This is a genomic window from Acinetobacter nosocomialis NIPH 2119 (genome assembly GCF_000368085.1).
In the GTDB taxonomy this organism is placed as follows: Bacteria; Pseudomonadota; Gammaproteobacteria; order Pseudomonadales; family Moraxellaceae; genus Acinetobacter; species Acinetobacter nosocomialis.
Genome location: NZ_KB849239.1, coordinates 21,933 through 39,601, shown reverse-complemented (window position 1 = coordinate 39,601; position 17,669 = coordinate 21,933). Strand labels below are relative to the sequence as shown.

Genomic DNA, 17,669 nt, shown 5'->3' with positions numbered 1-17,669 from the left:
AAGAAATAAAAAAATCCCTGCATTTGCAGGGATTTTTTATTTAGACGTTGATGTTTATTACATCATGCCGCCCATTCCACCCATACCGCCCATGTCTGGAGCAGCTGGTTTGTCTTCAGGAATGTCAGTGATCATACATTCTGTAGTCAACATTAAGCCAGCAACAGAAGCAGCGTGCTCAAGTGCAGAACGAGTTACTTTAGCTGGGTCAAGGATACCCATTTCTAACATATCGCCATATTCACCAGTTGCAGCGTTATAACCGAAGTTACCTTCACCTTTCTTAACTGCATTGATTACTACAGATGGCTCATCACCAGCGTTCGCAACGATTTGACGAAGTGGAGCTTCGATCGCACGACGTAAAATGTTGATACCTGCAGTTTGATCTTCGTTAGCACCTTTTAGGCCTTCAAGCGCATTTACGGCACGTACAAGCGCAACACCACCACCTGCAACAACACCTTCTTCAACTGCTGCACGAGTTGCGTGAAGAGCGTCGTCAACGCGGTCTTTCTTCTCTTTCATTTCAACTTCAGTTGCTGCACCGATTTTAATTACAGCAACACCGCCTGCCAATTTAGCAACGCGTTCTTGTAATTTTTCACGGTCATACTCTGAAGTAGATTCTTCGATTTGAGCACGGATTTGTTGAACACGCTCAGCGATAGCAGCAGCATCACCAGCACCATCAACAATAACTGTATTTTCTTTAGAAACAGTGATTTTGTGCGCTGTACCTAAATCTTGAAGAGTCGCTTGTTCTAAAGACATACCAACTTCTTCAGAAATAACAGTTGCGCCAGTCAAGATCGCGATGTCTTGAAGCATTGCTTTACGGCGGTCACCGAAACCAGGAGCTTTAACAGCACATACTTTGATAATACCGCGCATGTTGTTTACAACAAGAGTTGCAAGCGCTTCACCTTCAACATCTTCAGCGATGATAAGAAGTGGTTTACCAGTTTTAGCAACTGCTTCTAAAACAGAAATCAATTCACGAATGTTGCTGATTTTTTTATCAACAAGAAGGATGAACGGATTTTCAAGTTCAGCAGTCAAAGTATCTTGCTTGTTAGCAAAGTATGGAGAGATATAACCACGGTCAAACTGCATACCTTCTACAACGTCTAATGCGTCTTCAAAGCCAGAGCCTTCTTCTACAGTGATTACGCCTTCTTTACCTACTTTTTCCATCGCTTGAGCGATAAGTTTACCAACAGTAGTATCAGAGTTAGCAGAGATAGAACCAACTTGTTCAATTGCTTTGAAATCATCAGCTGGCTTAGCAATAGAACGGATATTTTCAACTACAGTTTTTACTGCAATGTCGATACCACGTTTTAAATCCATTGGGTTCATACCAGCAGTTACTGATTTGATACCTTCGTTTAAAATTGCTTGAGCAAGTACAGTTGCAGTTGTCGTACCGTCACCTGCGATGTCGTTAGTCTTGCTTGAAACTTCACGTACAAGTTGAGCACCCATGTTTTCAAACTTGTCTTTTAATGAAATTTCTTTGGCAACAGTTACACCGTCTTTAGTGATGTGCGGCGCACCGAAAGAACGGTCGATTACAACGTTACGGCCTTTAGGACCTAAAGTCACTTTAACCGCATCTGCAAGTACGTTTACCCCTGCAATCATTTTTGAGCGAGCTGAATCACCAAATTTTACGTCTTTAGCTGACATATTAAACTCCGAATCTTTTTAAATACTGAATCTGATAATGAATTGAGTTATGGATCGATTAGCCTTCTAATACAGCTAAGATGTCTGACTCTTTCATGATTAAGAGTTCTTCACCGTTTACTTTAACTGTTGTACCTGCATAAGTACCAAATAAAACCTTGTCACCAACTTTAACATCCAAAGCACGTACGCCGTTATCAGTGATTTGACCATTACCTACTGCAATTACTTCACCTTGAGATGGCTTTTCAGCAGCAGAACCTGGCAATAAAATACCGCCAGCAGTTTTGGTTTCTTCTTCTACGCGACGAATCACAACGCGATCATGTAATGGACGAATGTTGCTCATAATTAACTCCATCAGACTTAGTCTTTTTGATTAATCGTTATTGCTTTAATCCAGAGCAATAACAAAATATTTAGATGTCACTTTTGTGGGGATGAAAAAAATGGCTTCAAGGGGAAATAAGAAAAATTTTTCTGTTTTTTGAATATTTTTTAAACAATCAAATATTTAATCTCATCTAAACCAAATCAATCTGTAGTGAATTCAGCCTGCTGTTCATTAAACCAATAATGCTGAATCTTTCCTGTATTTGAAACCATATTAAAGCTATTTGGATTATGATGATATAAACGAGTAGAAGTTGCTGTACCCGCATGAATATCATAAATAGGATGATCTATTTCCAGATGGTAAATTTGAGTTAAATCATATATAGCCGTTTTATGGAGATGACCATGCAGCATTCCGAATAATCCAGTTGTACTCCACTTCTCTAAGGCGATTTTTCCTAAAACCGGACAATCCTTTATTCCATGCTTATTATCGGGTGGTGTATAAAAAGGTTGATGGAAAACCACTAGCTTTAATTTATCTTTAGGCCCTTTTTGTAAACGCTCATAAGTATCTTGAATTTGTTCAATCGAAATATGACCACGCGTATGGTAACGACGGCGTATGCTATTTACACCAACAATATAAAAATGTTCAGTTTCTAAAGTTGGCTCCAGTTCACCAAAAAAATATCGATAACGAGTAAATGGAGAAAAAAAACGATTCCAGACATGATACAAAGGAATGTCGTGGTTGCCTGGGACCACTAAATAAGGAATATTGAGACTATCTAAATATTGCCGACATTTAAAAAATTGTTCGTATTTGGCACGTTGAGTAATATCGCCACTTACAACAATTACTTCAGGCTGTTGCTGAATACAGAAGTGCCTAATTGCCTCTAAACACTCTTGTTTTTCCGTTCCAAAGTGTAAATCAGACAGATGTAATAACATTCGGCACCATTATATTTAAAGCATTTTTTTCTACAGTGAAATTTAAAGGTGGTTTCATCTCTATGATTTCACCATCTAAAGCAACTGTAAGTTTCGATTTTTTTGCACATTCGACTACAACATGATCTGCACAAAAACTATATACATCTTGAGCATCTTCAACTTTACCTTGAATCCACTGCCAAAGCATATTCAGTAAACTCAGCTTATCACTTTTTGTAATTACAACTCCAGCAACTCGTCCCTGTGCTGCACATTCTGCAATTCTAAGTTTCATATCACATAGTTGTAATTGATTATTCCCAAAGAAAATAAGAGGTGCTTTAACAGGATATTTTTTACCATCTACTGTTATAGATAGCTTCATTGACTTATTTTCTCTTAACAAAACATCTAAAGCTGATGTATAGGCATGTAAAGGAAGCCTTCCTAAATATTTATTGTAGAGTTCGCGCTTTTTGATAAAGAGTGGATATAGACCTAAACTAGCATTATTTAAATAAATATGATCATTGATTACTGCTATATGTACTGACCGAGGAATGCCTGTAGCAATCACTTCTGCTGCTTCTAAAAGATCTAGCGGAATATCTAAAACTTTAGCGACATAGTTAAAAGTACCTAAAGGCAAGATTCCCATTGGAATAGAAGTATTCTTAAGTTTAGATGCAACAGCATTTAATGTGCCATCCCCACCAGCTGCAACAACCACCCCTATATTTTCGTTTTGTGAATGCCGATGAATAACATTATTCATCAGATCATCAAACAATGTATTTTCATTTAATTCAAATACTTGTATTTCAAAACCATGTTCAGTAAATACAGTCATCAGTTGCTCATAAACATCTTCATGTTTTGAAGCGTGAAATCCTGATTTTTCGTTATAGATGATCGAAAGAGGTTTCAAGGGCCGCATTTTATTATCGTAAAGTAAGATGTTTATTCTATTTTGTATATAAAATCACCTATTAAAAGTCTCTTTATGTAAATTTTGAATGATCTTCATTTGTTTAATCAATAATAATTCTCAAAAAAAATTTAAGAGCTAATTTATTGATTTTAAATAAAATAACTTAAGTAAATAACACACATACAACATAAAAATATAAAAGTAAAAACTATATAAAACATCATAAGCAAATGATTTTCATATAAAAACAATCGGAATTCCAAATATCTAATTGTTAGTCTTTAGTCTTATTTTTTTTATGATTTTATGCTTTAATACAGCCACTTTTTTATTTGATCTTTCATTGTACCCCAATGAATAGACTTGTACGTTGTACATATTTTGAATAGGCCTCACCATGACCACAGTGAACGCACCAGAATTCGTTCGTCATCCTAAGCTTATAGCATGGGTTGAAGAAATTGCAAACTTAACCAAACCAGCAAAAATCGAATGGTGTGACGGAAGCGAAGAAGAGTATCAACGTCTAATCGACTTGATGATCGCTAACGGCACCATGCAGAAATTAAACCAAGAAAAACATCCTGGTTCTTATCTTGCAAATTCTGACCCATCTGACGTTGCGCGTGTTGAAGATCGTACTTACATCTGCTCTCAAAATAAAGAAGATGCTGGTGCGACAAACAACTGGGAAGATCCAGCTGTTATGCGTGAAAAATTAAATGGTTTATTTGAAGGTTCAATGAAAGGCCGTACGATGTACGTTGTTCCTTTCTCTATGGGTCCTTTAGGTAGCCATATTGCTCATATCGGTATCGAGTTAACTGATTCTCCTTATGTTGCTGTTAGCATGCGCAAAATGGCACGTATGGGTAAAGCTGTTTATGATGTATTAGGTACAGACGGCGAATTTGTTCCTTGTGTACACACAGTAGGTGCTCCACTTGCTGAAGGTCAAAAAGACGTTGCATGGCCTTGTAACCCAGAGAAATATATCGTTCATTACCCAGAAACTCGTGAAATCTGGTCTTTCGGTTCTGGTTACGGCGGTAACGCATTACTTGGTAAAAAATGTTTAGCTCTTCGTATCGCTTCTGTCATGGGACGCGAACAAGGTTGGTTAGCTGAACACATGCTTATTCTTGGTGTGACTAACCCTCAAGGTGAAAAACACTACATCGCTGCTGCATTCCCATCTGCTTGTGGTAAGACAAACTTTGCAATGTTAATTCCACCAGCAGGTTATGAAGGTTGGAAAATCGAAACTGTAGGTGACGATATTGCTTGGATCAAACCAGGTGAAGACGGTCGTTTATATGCGATTAACCCTGAAGCTGGTTTCTTCGGTGTAGCTCCTGGTACAAATACCAAGACTAACCCGAACTGTATGGCAACACTTCATAAAGATGTTATCTATACAAACGTAGCAGTAACTGAAGATGGTCAAGTATGGTGGGAAGGTCTTTCTAAAGAAGTTCCATCAAACTTAACGAACTGGAAAGGTCAACCTCACGTAAACGGCGAAAAAGCAGCACATCCAAATGCTCGTTTCACTGTTGCAGCTGGTCAATGTCCATCTATCGACGCTGATTGGGAAAACCCAGCAGGTGTTCCAATTTCTGCGTTCATCTTCGGTGGTCGTCGTGCAGATACAGTTCCTTTAGTTTCTGAAGCTTTTGACTGGGTTGACGGTGTATATAAAGCGGCAACTATGGGTTCTGAAACTACTGCTGCTGCTGTTGGTCAACAAGGTATCGTTCGTCGTGACCCATTCGCGATGCTTCCATTTGCTGGCTACAACATGGCTGACTACTTTGACCACTGGTTAAGCCTTGGTGCAAAAGTAAGCGAGAAAGCTGAAGCTTCTGGCAACAAATTACCGAAAATCTTCAACGTAAACTGGTTCCGTCGTGATGCTGAAGGCAACTTCGTATGGCCTGGTTTCGGTCAAAACATGCGTGTTCTTGAGTGGATCATTGACCGCTGTGAAGGCCGTGCAAACGCTGTTGAAACACCAATCGGTTTTGTTCCAACATATGAAGACTTGAACTGGAAAGGTACTGAGTTCAGTAAAGAACAATTTGACCTTATCACTACTCAAGATAAAGACCAGTGGGTTACTGAAATTGAAAGCCACACTGAGTTATTCAATAAACTTGGCGAGCGCTTACCAAAAGCATTAAAAGAACGTCAAGCAGCATTACTTGAAGCTGTAAAAACTGGCTTCTAATTGCTAAATATAAAAAAGGCCGCTTTATGCGGCCTTTTTTATTATGCGGCATCATCTTTTAGTCGACGTTCAGATAAGTAAGCTTCTAACACTTTCACCTGTTTCTCATTAAACGTCAAACCTAATTTAGATCTTCGCCAGAGTATGTCTTCTGCAGTATTTGCCCACTCATATTCACATAAATATTTAACTTCACATTCAAATAAATCATGACCAAAATTTTGCCCCAATTGTTCTATACTATTTCGTTCATGAAGCATGTTCCAAACTCTTGTGCCATATGCATGTGCCCAACGTTTGGCAAGGGATTCTGAAACTCCATTTACACTTAATTGAATCTGGTTGATTAAATCATCTAATGTAGTCCAGTTCTCAGCACCCGGTAATGGTGCATTGGCAGTCCACTCCTCTGCCATTTCACTAAAGAACGGAGACAAATGCTCTAAAGCGGCCTCAGCCAGTTTCCGATAAGTCGTAATCTTGCCACCAAATACCGATAACAATGGTGCCGTTTTATCTTCCGTCTGTAGTGCCAAAGTATAGTCGCGGGTAATTGCCGAAGGGTTATCAGACTCATCATCACATAAGGCACGTACACCTGAGTACTGACTTACAATATCTGCTCGCGTTAACTGCTTTTTAAAATGTGAATTGGTCACTGTCAAAAGGTAATCTATTTCTACATCAGTAATCTCTACCTTTTGTGGATCACCTGTGTATTCCTGATCTGTTGTACCAATGAGGGTATATTTTTCTAAATAAGGAATTGCAAAAACGATCCGTCGGTCTTCGTTTTGCATAATAAAAGCCTTATGACAGTCATATAGCTTTGGCACAACAATATGGCTTCCTTGGATCAATCGGACTTGATAAGGAGATCTTAAATTTAGATTTTCACTAATAATTTCTTCAACCCAAGGACCAGCTGCATTTACTAAAGCTCTTGCACGTATCTGATAAACCTCAGCTCCACTTTGTAGTTCCAAGTGCCAAAGTTCTTGTTCTTTATACGCCTTCACACATCGTGTTCGTGTCACGACTTTGGCACCCTGCTCTTTAGCTTGTAGCGCATTTAACACCACAAGACGTGCGTCATCTACAGTACAGTCAGAATATTCAAAGCCACGTGTTATCGCTGGTTTTAAGGGACTATCTTCTTTGAAATAGATCAGATTTGAACCTAATAATTTTTCTCGTTTTCCCAAATGATCATAAAAAAATAGACCCGCTCGAATTAACCATGCAGGACGCAAATGCGGTCGATGAGGCATAATAAAACGCATAGGTGCAATAATATGTGGCGCTTTAGCCAACAACACTTCACGCTCTGCTAATGCTTCTCTGACTAACCTGAATTCTTTATGTTCTAAATAGCGTAGACCACCATGAATTAATTTACTGCTAGCAGATGAGGTGTGACTGGCTAAATCATCTTTTTCACACAAAAATACCGATAATCCACGGCCTACTGCATCATTAGCAATACCGACGCCATTAATACCGCCACCAATTACAGCAATATCATATACTTTTGAATAATCATTAGTTTGTACTGTCATTTCTCATATTCTTTTTATTGTTGATCTTATAAAAATTAAAACATCAAATTGATGAAACAACAATCAAAAAAGTAGAATAATCAATTTTGAATAAATAAACATTGAGCCGCTAATTGATTACTCTACTTTTAATTTAACTCATTAAAGAACAAATCAATCCTCAGCCCAACTTTGACTGCGTTTCACTGCTTTCAACCAACCCTTATAAATAAACTCAGATTGTTCAGCAGACATTTTGGGTTCAAAAACTTTTTCTATGGCAGATTTATTTCTTAACTCGTGAAGATCTTGCCAGAAACCCGTTGCTAAACCTGCAAGGAAAGCAGCGCCCAAAGCGGTAGTTTCTTTCATTATTGGACGTTCTACAGGGGTTGCTAAAATATCAGACTGAAATTGCATCAAGAAGTTATTTTCCGTTACGCCACCATCAACACGGAGCGTACGAAGTTCTTCTGCTGCATCTTGCTGCATAGCATCTAAAACATCTCGAGTTTGAAAAGCAATGGACTCTAAAGTTGCACGAATAATATGTTCAATACTAGCCCCACGCGTCAGACCAAAAATTGCTCCGCGTGCTGTCGGGTCCCAATACGGTGCCCCTAATCCGGTAAAAGCTGGAACAACGTATACACCGTTACTGTCTTTTACCCGTGTTGCATAATGCTCAGAATCTTTAGCGTTCTTAATAACCTTTAATTCATCGCGTAACCACTGTACACAAGAGCCACCATTAAACACGGCACCTTCTAAAGCATAATTCACTTCTCCGTTTGCACCGCATGCAATAGTAGTCAGTAATCCATGCTCTGAACGAACAATCTTTTTACCTGTGTTCATGAGTAGAAAGCAGCCTGTACCATAGGTATTTTTAGCCTGCCCTGACTCAACACACATTTGACCAAAAAGTGCAGCCTGTTGATCGCCAGCGATTCCCGCAATAGGAATACCTACTTCTTGGCCACTAATAGTATGTGTATACCCATAGACCTCAGATGAACTACGCACCTCAGGTAGCATTGCTCTAGGAATATCTAAAGCTTGTAAAAGTTTTTCATCCCATTCAAGCTTTTCGATATCAAACAGCATAGTCCGTGAAGCATTGGTAAAATCAGTGACATGGACAGCACCATTAGTTAATTTCCAAATGAGCCAGGTATCCACCGTACCAAATAATAACTCTCCCCGCGCAGCACGCTCACGGCTGCCTTCCACGTGATCTAAAATCCATTTAATTTTTGTGGCCGAAAAATATGGATCAATCACTAAACCAGTGGTCTTACGGATATATTCTTGCCAACCAGCTTTATGCAATTGATTACATATTTCAGTCGTCTGTCGACTTTGCCAAACAATAGCATTATAAATAGGCTTACCTGTTTTCTTATCCCAGACAATGGTGGTTTCTCGCTGGTTTGTAATCCCAATTGCCGCAACTTGCTCACTCTTGATGCCTGCTTGAGCCAAAGCCTCTACCCACACAGCGCTTTGAGTTGCCCAAATTTCCATTGGATCATGTTCAACCCAGCCCGGCTGAGGGTAAATCTGAGTAAACTCTCTTTGAGCAATACTGACAACATTTGCATCATGATCTAAAACAATTGCTCTTGAGCTTGTTGTGCCCTGATCAAAAGCAACAATATATTTCTTTGGGCAATTTGACATCTGAATGTCCCTTTCATTATCCACACACATCTAGTCCACAATGCAAAGACATTATGCCTAACTGTATTTATTTAAAATTTTCTTTGGAATATATCATTATTTTTAAGGGATATAGGTTTTCTTCGCCCAAACATTACTCATTCTTTATCGGTTTTTACTACTTGGGAAAAAATAATATTCTAAAAATCCGAGTAAGCTTATAAAAATGAACTGATCGGCCAATTTGAAATCACATAAATATTCAACTTATTCCTTTGCTTAAATAATAAACATTGTTTTACAGACATAAAAAAAATAAAGTGAAATACTCCTCTAGATAATATGTAAAAACGGAATAAATCTTCTCTTCTTTAGCATTCAACCCAAGCGAAACATGGAGCGACTCATGGTTGATCAACCTTCTACCGCAACACCTCCACATTCTAATTTAGATACAAAAACTCGTCTAAAATCAATTTTGGGCGGTTCTGCTGGCAACCTTGTCGAATGGTACGACTGGTATGTATATGCCGCATTTACGCTCTATTTTGCTCATGCTTTTTTCCCAAAAGGGAGCCAAACTGCTCAACTTCTTCAAGCAGCTGCAATTTTTGCAGTAGGCTTCCTTATGCGTCCGATTGGCGCATGGATAATGGGGATTTATTCAGACCGTAAAGGACGTAAAGCTGGCCTTACGCTTTCTGTCACCTTAATGTGTGTTGGCTCTCTACTCATTGCAGTTACCCCTTCCTACGAAAGTATTGGCGTATTTGCACCATTACTTTTAGTTATTGCACGTTTAATTCAAGGCTTAAGCGTAGGTGGTGAATACGGTGCAAGTGCGACATATTTAAGTGAGATGGCTGAAAAGAACCGCCGTGGTTTTTTCTCAAGCTTCCAATATGTCACCTTAATTGCAGGACAACTTACAGCTTTATGTGTACTACTCATCTTGCAAATGGTACTCACCGAGCAGCAATTGCATGACTGGGGATGGCGTATTCCTTTTTTCATTGGCGCACTTTTAGCAATTGTAGTGTTCCGTATTCGCCGTGGGCTATTAGAAACACAATCTTTTAAAAATGCTCAAACAGAGACAGATCAGCCAAAATCAGGAATGTTTGCTTTATTTAAGCATTATCCTAAAGAAGCCTTTACAGTATTGTTCTTAACTGCTGGTGGTACACTCGCTTTTTATACTTACACCACCTATCTACAAAAATATTTAGTCAATACATCTGGTTTTACCAAACCTGAAGCGACTCAAATTACTACTCTAGCCTTATTTATTTTTATGTGTTTACAGCCATTGGCGGGTGCATTATCAGATCGAATTGGGCGTAAACCACTGATGATTTTCTTCGGGGTGACAGGTGTTTTATTCACATATATTTTATTTGATGCTCTCGCAAACACGCATAACTACTGGACTGCATTCTGGTTATGCTTTGGGGGCCTGATCATGGTGACTGGCTACACTTCAATTAATGCTGTCGTGAAAGCTGAACTTTTCCCAGCGCATATTCGTGCTTTGGGCGTAGCTCTCCCCTATGCAATTGCAAACACTTTATTTGGTGGAACAGCCGAATTCTTCGCATTAAGTTTTAAAGAAGCTGGTCATGAATCTTGGTATTTCATTTATGTCAGTATTATGATTTTCATTTCATTACTGATCTATATATTTATGAAAGACACCAAACATCATTCAAAAATCAAAGAACATTAATATTTTTATTAGAACTAATATCATAAGCCGATGTTAGCTCTAAACTAGTGAATAACCACAAACAACGCTTCTATTTTATGAGATACTGCGTATAAGAAAATAAGGACGATACTGATGAATAAAAGTATTTTATGTTTGGCATTAAGTAGTATGTTTATTTTAACTGCTTGTCAGACTACGCCTCGACAATATAATGGTTCAACTGGCTATCAGATTGAAAACCAAACTAAAACTTCAGCGACTTTAGCTTATACTTTAGCTGGTCGTAGTAACCAGCAACTTGATGAGCGCAAATTACAACGTGCTTGTCAGAATGTGTTAGGTGCCCAGAAAGTTTATAAATTATCAATTTTAAGCATCAACGAAATTCCTAATCCAGCTAAAGATGAGCATTATGGAATTCAACTCGGTGAAACTCGCGCGTCTTTTGGCTTATCAAATACACCTAGCTTAAATAATGGTGAAGATTATGCGACACGCTAAGCACTTGAAGCACGTCCAAGTACATTGAAAGTTGTTCGTTATACTTGTTCATAACATAAAAAAGACGCTGTTCTTTTACAGCGTCTTATAAAAACTTACGTTTCTAAATTCTTTTGCTTCATCCAAATCTGGCCACGTTGTCGCACTTCTTTCTTCAATTTTTTCATATTTTGGATGACTAAAATTTTTAACACGGCTATCTGCTACCCATACTTCTGGTGCAAATTTTAAAAATTCGTCTAAGAAAAAGCGGTTACATTGGTCATATAACACATCAGCAGCGAGTAAAACATCAACCTGCTCAGCTTTATATAAATCATCCAGATATTCGAGCTCTACATCATTAAGTAAAGCATTTTCACGGCAAGCATTTAGACTAACCTGATCAATATCACAGCAGATTACGCGTTTTGCTCCTGCCATTTTTGCAGCAATTGCCACTACACCAGAACCTGCTCCGAAATCTAACACCACTTTATCTTTAACATGGTCCGGCTCTGCAAGTATCCACTGAGCCATCGCCAAGCCTGATGCCCAACAAAAAATCCAATACGGCGTGTCATTCCAAATACGGCGAATAACTTCGTCATCCAATCGATCAGTTGGAAAAACTGGGGGAATCAACCACAAAGAAATTGGAGTTTCAGGCAACTGTTGTGCCATTAATTCACAATGTGGAATGACTTCATGTAAGGCTTGAAGTAAATGTTCAGGGGCTTTGGTCAATTGAAAGGTGCAGCTCATCAGATTTCTTTTAATTCATTTTTATAACAAGCATAACAGAGTCATTCCATTATGATTTGAATTTTTACCTTAACCTTCGGTTGGGCCTACTTTTCTTTCGGGAAAAGTAGGCAAAACTATTGTCATGCGCAAAACTCGGCAGATACTCTCTAGAATCGAAAGCATCGCAGAAACATTAAATTTTTAACGTATTTCTGCCTCAAACAATTGCGGATGACGGTTACACGTATCAAATAACAGCCTAGCGTTAATTAAATTAACCTAAAGCTTTTTCAGCAGCTTCTACAGTTTGGCGAATCAAAGTAGTAATGGTCATTGGACCAACACCACCCGGTACTGGTGTATAAGCAGAAGCAATTTCTTCAATACCTTGTAATTGAATATCGCCTACACCACCGCCATCACGTGGGTGGAAACCAGCATCTACCACAACTGCACCCTGTTTAATCCAGTCTTTTTGAATAAGTTCAGCTTTACCTACAGCACCAACAATAATGTCAGCTTGTTTCACAAGCTCAGGTAAGTTCTGTGTACGTGAATGGCAAATCGTTACTGTTGCATTTGCTTGTAACAACATCATTGCCATTGGTTTACCTAAAATTGCTGAACGGCCAACCACAACCGCGTGTTTACCAGCAATTTCGATGTTGTTTTCTTTAAGAATTGTCATGATACCCGCAGGAGTTGCTGAACCATATGCAGCTTCACCCATTGCCATACGGCCAAAACCAAGGCAAGTTACGCCATCAACATCTTTTGCTAATGAGATCGCATCAAAACACGCACGCTCATCAATTTGTGCAGGAACTGGATGTTGTAAAAGAATACCGTGAACATCTGGGTTGGCATTAAGCTTTTCGATTTCAGCTAATAATTGTTCTGTTGTGGTTTCTTGTGGTAATTCGATTTTTAATGAATCCATACCTACTCGGCGGCAGGCATTCCCTTTCATACGTACATAAGTTGCAGAAGCACCATCATCCCCAACCAAAATAGTCGCTAAAATTGGGGTACGACCTGTTTTCGCTTTTAAAGCTTCAACACGTACCAACAAATTTTCTTCAATTTGCTTTGCTAATGCACGACCGTCTAAAACCAATGCCACAGCACATCTCCAAGGTAGACATGAATTTAATGTGCCAATAATACATGATAATTTCGACAATTTTATTCTAGATGTTGTTTTTATGTGCATCTTCGCTCAAAACAGTATTGTTTTTTTTGTAAAGGTTGCTAATATGTGCATCACCAAATGTAGGCGGGGTGGCAGAGTGGTCATGCAGCGGACTGCAACTCCGTGGACGCCGGTTCGATTCCGACCTCCGCCTCCAAATTTGGTAAAGCCCGGGTGGTGAAATAGGTAGACACAGGGGATTTAAAATCCCCCGCCCTCAAAGCGTGCCGGTTCGAGTCCGGCCCCGGGCACCATCTTCAAGTACTGAATATGGTGTCATAAAGAATCCAGCGTAAGCTGGTTTTTTTATGCCTAAAAAAAGGGTTACCTCAGCAACCCTCTACTTTTCTATAGTTTCAAGCAGTCTTTTGATCTTGCTTTAACGGCATCAAATTTAGATCCAATACAATATCGTTTTGTCGGCTTGAATCTATCTGATATTCGGTATTTTTAATTGAATCTACAAATCTCCACTCAGAATGAACTTGTGCCTGATCTAGAGTAACCAATAAGTATCCTCGTTGATTTAAATTACAGTAGGCTAATTCATCAATTAATGTAGTAAAAGCAAATTCAAACTGTTGCAGTTGAGCCTGTGGAATACTTAAATATTTTTCTAAACCAGGAGACGATACAGAACTAGTTGCCAATTCAACTCCAATATACTTCCCTTTCTGGCTATATAAATAAGATGCCCATGCGTTATGAGTATCCCCCGCTAACACAATGATCTTTTTATTAAACTCTGCCAATTTGTCATATACAAACTCTCTCTCAGCATAGTAACCATCCCAAGCATCTAAATTGTATGGTGCCACCGTCATAATTCTTGCTTTTTCTTGGGCTGTTAATGTCGGATCATTTTGTTGCAAACGAAGTTTTAAAGTAACCAACTCGGTGATTTGTGTATTCATTTTAGCAAGTGTTTCAGGCGAAGTTCCCCCTGAAGTAATTTGCCCTAAAGATGCCAATAGCTCAGCTGGAATCCACATTTTACTCATCAAGACTTGCTGCCCCACAACATTCCATGTAGCTGTAGATTGCTTCAATTTATCAACCAGCCAATCTCTTTGCGTATAACCCATTAAAGTACGCGCTGGATTAGTTAAATCTGCCTGAAATTTGGCAATATCCAAACCAGAGGCTGTCATATAGTCTTTGTATTCAAGCTGCTTATCACGCGCAATAATACGCGTATCTAGCATGGTTAATTGGACAAGTGAACCAAAGTTAAACTGACGATAAATATTTAAATGGTCAGAACTAGAGACTGGGCGAATTGGCATCCATTCAAAATAAGCTTGTAGAGCAGCTAATTTACGGTCCGAAAAAGACCCTTCATCGCTTTGATGATTTTCCGCGCCATCACGCCAAGCATCATTCGCTAGTTCGTGATCATCCCAAATTACAATAAAAGGATGGCGCTGATGAGCAGCTTGCAAATCTTTATCCTGACGATAAAGTGCATAACGTTTGCGATAATCCTCTAATTTAATAATTTCTTTATTATTATCAGTAGGTAGCGTACGCCCAAGTTTTACTGCATCTTCCGCCGCATAGCCATCTGCCCCATATTCATAAATATAGTCCCCCAAATGGATAATGACATCGACATTCTGTTTAGCCATTTCCCGATAGACATAAAAGTAACCCGCAGGATAATTCGAGCAAGAACATACTGCAAAGCTCACTTTATTCGTAGAAGTTGGTAATGTTTTCGTCTGTCCTACTGGTGAGACTTTACTACCAAATTTAAAACGGTAGTAGTACACCGTATCTGCTTGTAACCCAGCTGCATCAACTTTCACTGTAAAGTCATCAGTCTTCGTTGTTTCAACCATTCCTGTCTTTAAATTTTGTTTAAACTGATTATCGGTTGAAATTTCCCATACAACTTTTAAACGCACTCCTAAATCTACTGGAGTTACTCGTGTCCACAAAATGACTTTATCCTGCAAAGAATCTCCACTTGCAACCCCATGAAGAAAATCTGCTTGTACTTGCGGATTTTCTTCATCGGAACCATCGTTGCAACCTGTAAAAGCAACAGGTATAGATAAAGCCCCAAAACCGAATAGACTTTTTTGAATTAATTCTCGGCGTGAAATTTTCTCTGACATAAAATTCTCTAAGTTTTAAGCAATGAGTGCTTTAAACTTAAGTACATAACATGAACAGCTGATCTCAGTTTGATGAACAAATCATGACAAAAATTGGTTAATTTATATAAATACCGATAAGAACTGATTGAAAATAAAGCAAACTCTCCGATTTTCTCTTGCCAATCGCGTACTTGTCCTCTATTATTGCGCACATGCCCGGGTGGTGAAATAGGTAGACACAGGGGATTTAAAATCCCCCGCCCTCAAAGCGTGCCGGTTCGAGTCCGGCCCCGGGCACCATTTTCAACTATTGAATTTGGTGCTACAAAGAATCCAGCGTAAGCTGGTTTTTTTATGCCTAATGAAAATGATCCCATGATAAGAATATTAATATTTATATCCTCTCTACTCTTTATACCTTCTACAAATGCTGGAGATATTTTTAACGGCACTATCCTATTTAAAAATAAATATTGGCATTTTATACGCTGCTCTATCACTCAAGATGACTATTTAATTGAAGCTTCTCAAGATGTGATTACTCAATTAAAAGCATTACAGCAGAAAGAGAAAAAATATTGGGTAAGCTTATTAGCAGATGTCAAAGTACAGCAGAATGGAAATTTAATATTGGAAGTTGAGAAAATAGATGAAGTTCATTTAGGGTCTTCATGTCATTTATTAGATGCACTTGAAAGCTTTGAAAATCGAGAGTAATTACCACTCTCGATTCATAACCAGCTCTTCCATTTCAAGATCTAAAAATCCTGCATCTTGCACCACCATCATCATTGCCTCCGCAATATAATCAGCAGCACTATCATCAAGCGATGAATCTAGATCTTCAAACTGCGGTTTCATTTCATTAATTTCACTTATAGTCTGATGAGCATATCGATAAACATCTTGATCAGCTAAAGCAGGCTTTTGAACTTTTTTAGCAAATTGTTCAATAAGCTGCTTAAGTTCAGCGACCAAAATATCTGGATAATATTCATCATCAAACATCGGGAGAAGTAGGTCTTCGAACATACAAAAGATTACACAACAGCAAAAACTTGCCGCTTATAACATATTTTCACAAAAATCACGAGATTTTTACCCGACTCACTCATCCACTTTATTTAAGACACCCATATCCTAGTCTATTTATACAAGGAAATTTCAAGCTTGTTGCATAGCTTGCCAAACCGAGATAGCGTCATGCATTGCTTTTACATCATGTGCTCTGACAATGGAAGCTCCTTGTTGAATACTAAGCAAATGCCCAGTAACACTTCCGACAGCACGTTGATCAGCGGCAGCACCTTTTAAAGCTTCTCCGATAAACCGTTTACGAGAAAGACCAGATAAAATTGGATAGCCCAATTCATTAAGTTTCCAAAATTCTTTTAATAGTTTTAAATTTTGCTGAGCATTTTTTGCAAAACCAAATCCAGGGTCAACAATAATGTTGTGCTTTTTTACCCCAACAGCCAAAGCCTCATCAATACGTTGTTGCAATTCTTGCATTACATCTAATGTTACATCAGCGTATTGATCCAACTGATTCATTGTAGTTGGCTCACCACGCATATGCATAATCACCACAGGGATATCTAGCTCTACAGCGGTTTTTAAAGCATTAGGACGTGTTAAGGCGCGAACATCATTCCAGATATGTGCCCCTGCTGCTTTTGCTGCGCGAATAACTTCCGGCTGGCTCGTGTCGATCGACAGAATAACGTTATGATGAGATAAAGCTTCCACAACAGGTACCACACGGCGCACTTCTTCTTCTACTGCAACTTCTGAAGCACCAGGTCTTGTAGATTCTCCTCCAATATCAATAATAGTCGCACCTTGCTCAATCATACTCAGTGCATGATCAACCGCTTGGTCTAATTGGTTATGTTTACCACCATCACTGAAAGAATCAGGGGTAACATTTAAAATACCCATGACATGAGGCTGAGATAAATCTAATTGAAGCTGTCCACACTGTAAAATCTGCTTAGGTAAAGATATTAACTGCATAAAAAGCTCCGGTTCAAAATCAGCAGCTATTTTAACAAGTATGCTTTACATGCTGTCGATTTCTTTCAGCTTTATCGAAATTTAAGACAAATAAAA

The 17,669-nt window shown here is 38.7% G+C and carries 15 protein-coding genes and 3 tRNA genes; 7 read left to right on the top strand and 11 right to left on the bottom strand.

All coding sequences use genetic code 11. The features are described from left to right. Positions 1-57: 57 nt before the first annotated feature. From groL to F984_RS04330, 4 genes are all read right to left on the bottom strand, one after another. Entirely contained in the window at positions 58-1,692 is a 1,635-nt protein-coding gene (groL, locus tag F984_RS04345) for a chaperonin GroEL (protein WP_002048605.1), read from the bottom strand. A gap of 58 nt (positions 1,693-1,750) precedes the next feature. Then, positions 1,751-2,041: a co-chaperone GroES gene (locus F984_RS04340; protein ID WP_000065579.1), complete on the bottom strand. Its 291-nt coding sequence runs from the start codon at positions 2,039-2,041 to the stop codon at positions 1,751-1,753. A 185-nt stretch (positions 2,042-2,226) separates the two neighbouring features. After that, positions 2,227-2,985 (bottom strand): metallophosphoesterase family protein, encoded by a 759-nt coding sequence (locus F984_RS04335; protein WP_004707367.1) that lies wholly within the window; start codon positions 2,983-2,985, stop codon positions 2,227-2,229. After that, entirely contained in the window at positions 2,966-3,904 is a 939-nt protein-coding gene (locus tag F984_RS04330) for a diacylglycerol/lipid kinase family protein (protein ID WP_004707366.1), read from the bottom strand. Before F984_RS04330 ends, F984_RS04335 begins: the two co-directional genes overlap by 20 nt. A gap of 391 nt (positions 3,905-4,295) precedes the next feature. Here F984_RS04330 and F984_RS04325 point away from each other — a divergent pair, with 391 nt between their 5' ends. After that, on the top strand, positions 4,296-6,128 hold the full coding sequence (locus F984_RS04325) for a phosphoenolpyruvate carboxykinase (GTP) (RefSeq protein ID WP_004707365.1): 1,833 nt from the start codon (positions 4,296-4,298) through the stop codon (positions 6,126-6,128). Between the two features lie 41 nt (positions 6,129-6,169). On the opposite strand, the gene glpD is transcribed toward F984_RS04325, so the two are convergent. Together glpD and glpK are read right to left on the bottom strand one after the other, a co-directional pair. Continuing rightward, positions 6,170-7,687, bottom strand: a complete 1,518-nt coding sequence (gene glpD, locus F984_RS04320) for a glycerol-3-phosphate dehydrogenase (RefSeq protein WP_004707364.1) — start codon at positions 7,685-7,687, stop codon at positions 6,170-6,172. A gap of 153 nt (positions 7,688-7,840) precedes the next feature. Continuing rightward, positions 7,841-9,349, bottom strand: coding sequence for a glycerol kinase GlpK (glpK, locus tag F984_RS04315; RefSeq protein WP_004707363.1), 1,509 nt, complete (start codon positions 9,347-9,349; stop codon positions 7,841-7,843). Between the two features lie 373 nt (positions 9,350-9,722). On the opposite strand from glpK, the gene F984_RS04310 reads away from it, so the two are divergent. Both F984_RS04310 and F984_RS04305 read left to right on the top strand, forming a co-directional pair. Further along, positions 9,723-11,054 carry an MFS transporter gene (locus F984_RS04310; protein WP_080593569.1) on the top strand — a complete coding sequence of 444 codons (1,332 nt, stop codon included), beginning with the start codon at positions 9,723-9,725 and terminating at the stop codon, positions 11,052-11,054. Positions 11,055-11,168: 114 nt separating this feature from the next. Continuing rightward, positions 11,169-11,537 carry a hypothetical protein gene (locus F984_RS04305; protein WP_004707362.1) on the top strand — a complete coding sequence of 123 codons (369 nt, stop codon included), beginning with the start codon at positions 11,169-11,171 and terminating at the stop codon, positions 11,535-11,537. A gap of 75 nt (positions 11,538-11,612) precedes the next feature. On the opposite strand, the gene F984_RS04300 is transcribed toward F984_RS04305, so the two are convergent. Then, the gene (locus F984_RS04300; protein WP_025469271.1) at positions 11,613-12,281 is read right to left on the bottom strand and encodes a class I SAM-dependent methyltransferase; all 669 of its coding nucleotides are present in this window, start codon (positions 12,279-12,281) and stop codon (positions 11,613-11,615) included. Between the two features lie 256 nt (positions 12,282-12,537). Then, positions 12,538-13,386: a bifunctional methylenetetrahydrofolate dehydrogenase/methenyltetrahydrofolate cyclohydrolase FolD gene (gene folD, locus F984_RS04295; RefSeq protein ID WP_001229846.1), complete on the bottom strand. Its 849-nt coding sequence runs from the start codon at positions 13,384-13,386 to the stop codon at positions 12,538-12,540. Positions 13,387-13,538: 152 nt separating this feature from the next. Between folD and F984_RS04290 the strand changes: the two genes are divergently transcribed. Both F984_RS04290 and F984_RS04285 read left to right on the top strand, forming a co-directional pair. After that, a tRNA-Cys gene (locus tag F984_RS04290) sits at positions 13,539-13,612 on the top strand. A gap of 11 nt (positions 13,613-13,623) precedes the next feature. Continuing rightward, positions 13,624-13,709: transfer RNA gene (locus F984_RS04285), tRNA-Leu, on the top strand. A 102-nt stretch (positions 13,710-13,811) separates the two neighbouring features. On the opposite strand, the gene F984_RS04280 is transcribed toward F984_RS04285, so the two are convergent. Further along, positions 13,812-15,575 carry an alkaline phosphatase D family protein gene (locus tag F984_RS04280; protein WP_004707360.1) on the bottom strand — a complete coding sequence of 588 codons (1,764 nt, stop codon included), beginning with the start codon at positions 15,573-15,575 and terminating at the stop codon, positions 13,812-13,814. A gap of 196 nt (positions 15,576-15,771) precedes the next feature. Here F984_RS04280 and F984_RS04275 point away from each other — a divergent pair. Both F984_RS04275 and F984_RS04270 read left to right on the top strand, forming a co-directional pair. Continuing rightward, positions 15,772-15,857: transfer RNA gene (locus tag F984_RS04275), tRNA-Leu, on the top strand. A 75-nt stretch (positions 15,858-15,932) separates the two neighbouring features. Further along, entirely contained in the window at positions 15,933-16,274 is a 342-nt protein-coding gene (locus F984_RS04270) for a hypothetical protein (protein ID WP_002048533.1), read from the top strand. Here F984_RS04270 and F984_RS04265 read toward each other — a convergent pair whose 3' ends face one another. Together F984_RS04265 and folP are read right to left on the bottom strand one after the other, a co-directional pair. Beyond that, entirely contained in the window at positions 16,275-16,589 is a 315-nt protein-coding gene (locus F984_RS04265) for a DUF5713 family protein (RefSeq protein ID WP_004707350.1), read from the bottom strand. 132 nt (positions 16,590-16,721) lie between these two features. Next, on the bottom strand, positions 16,722-17,573 hold the full coding sequence (gene folP, locus F984_RS04260; RefSeq protein WP_004707349.1) for a dihydropteroate synthase: 852 nt from the start codon (positions 17,571-17,573) through the stop codon (positions 16,722-16,724). Positions 17,574-17,669: the final 96 nt, after the last annotated feature.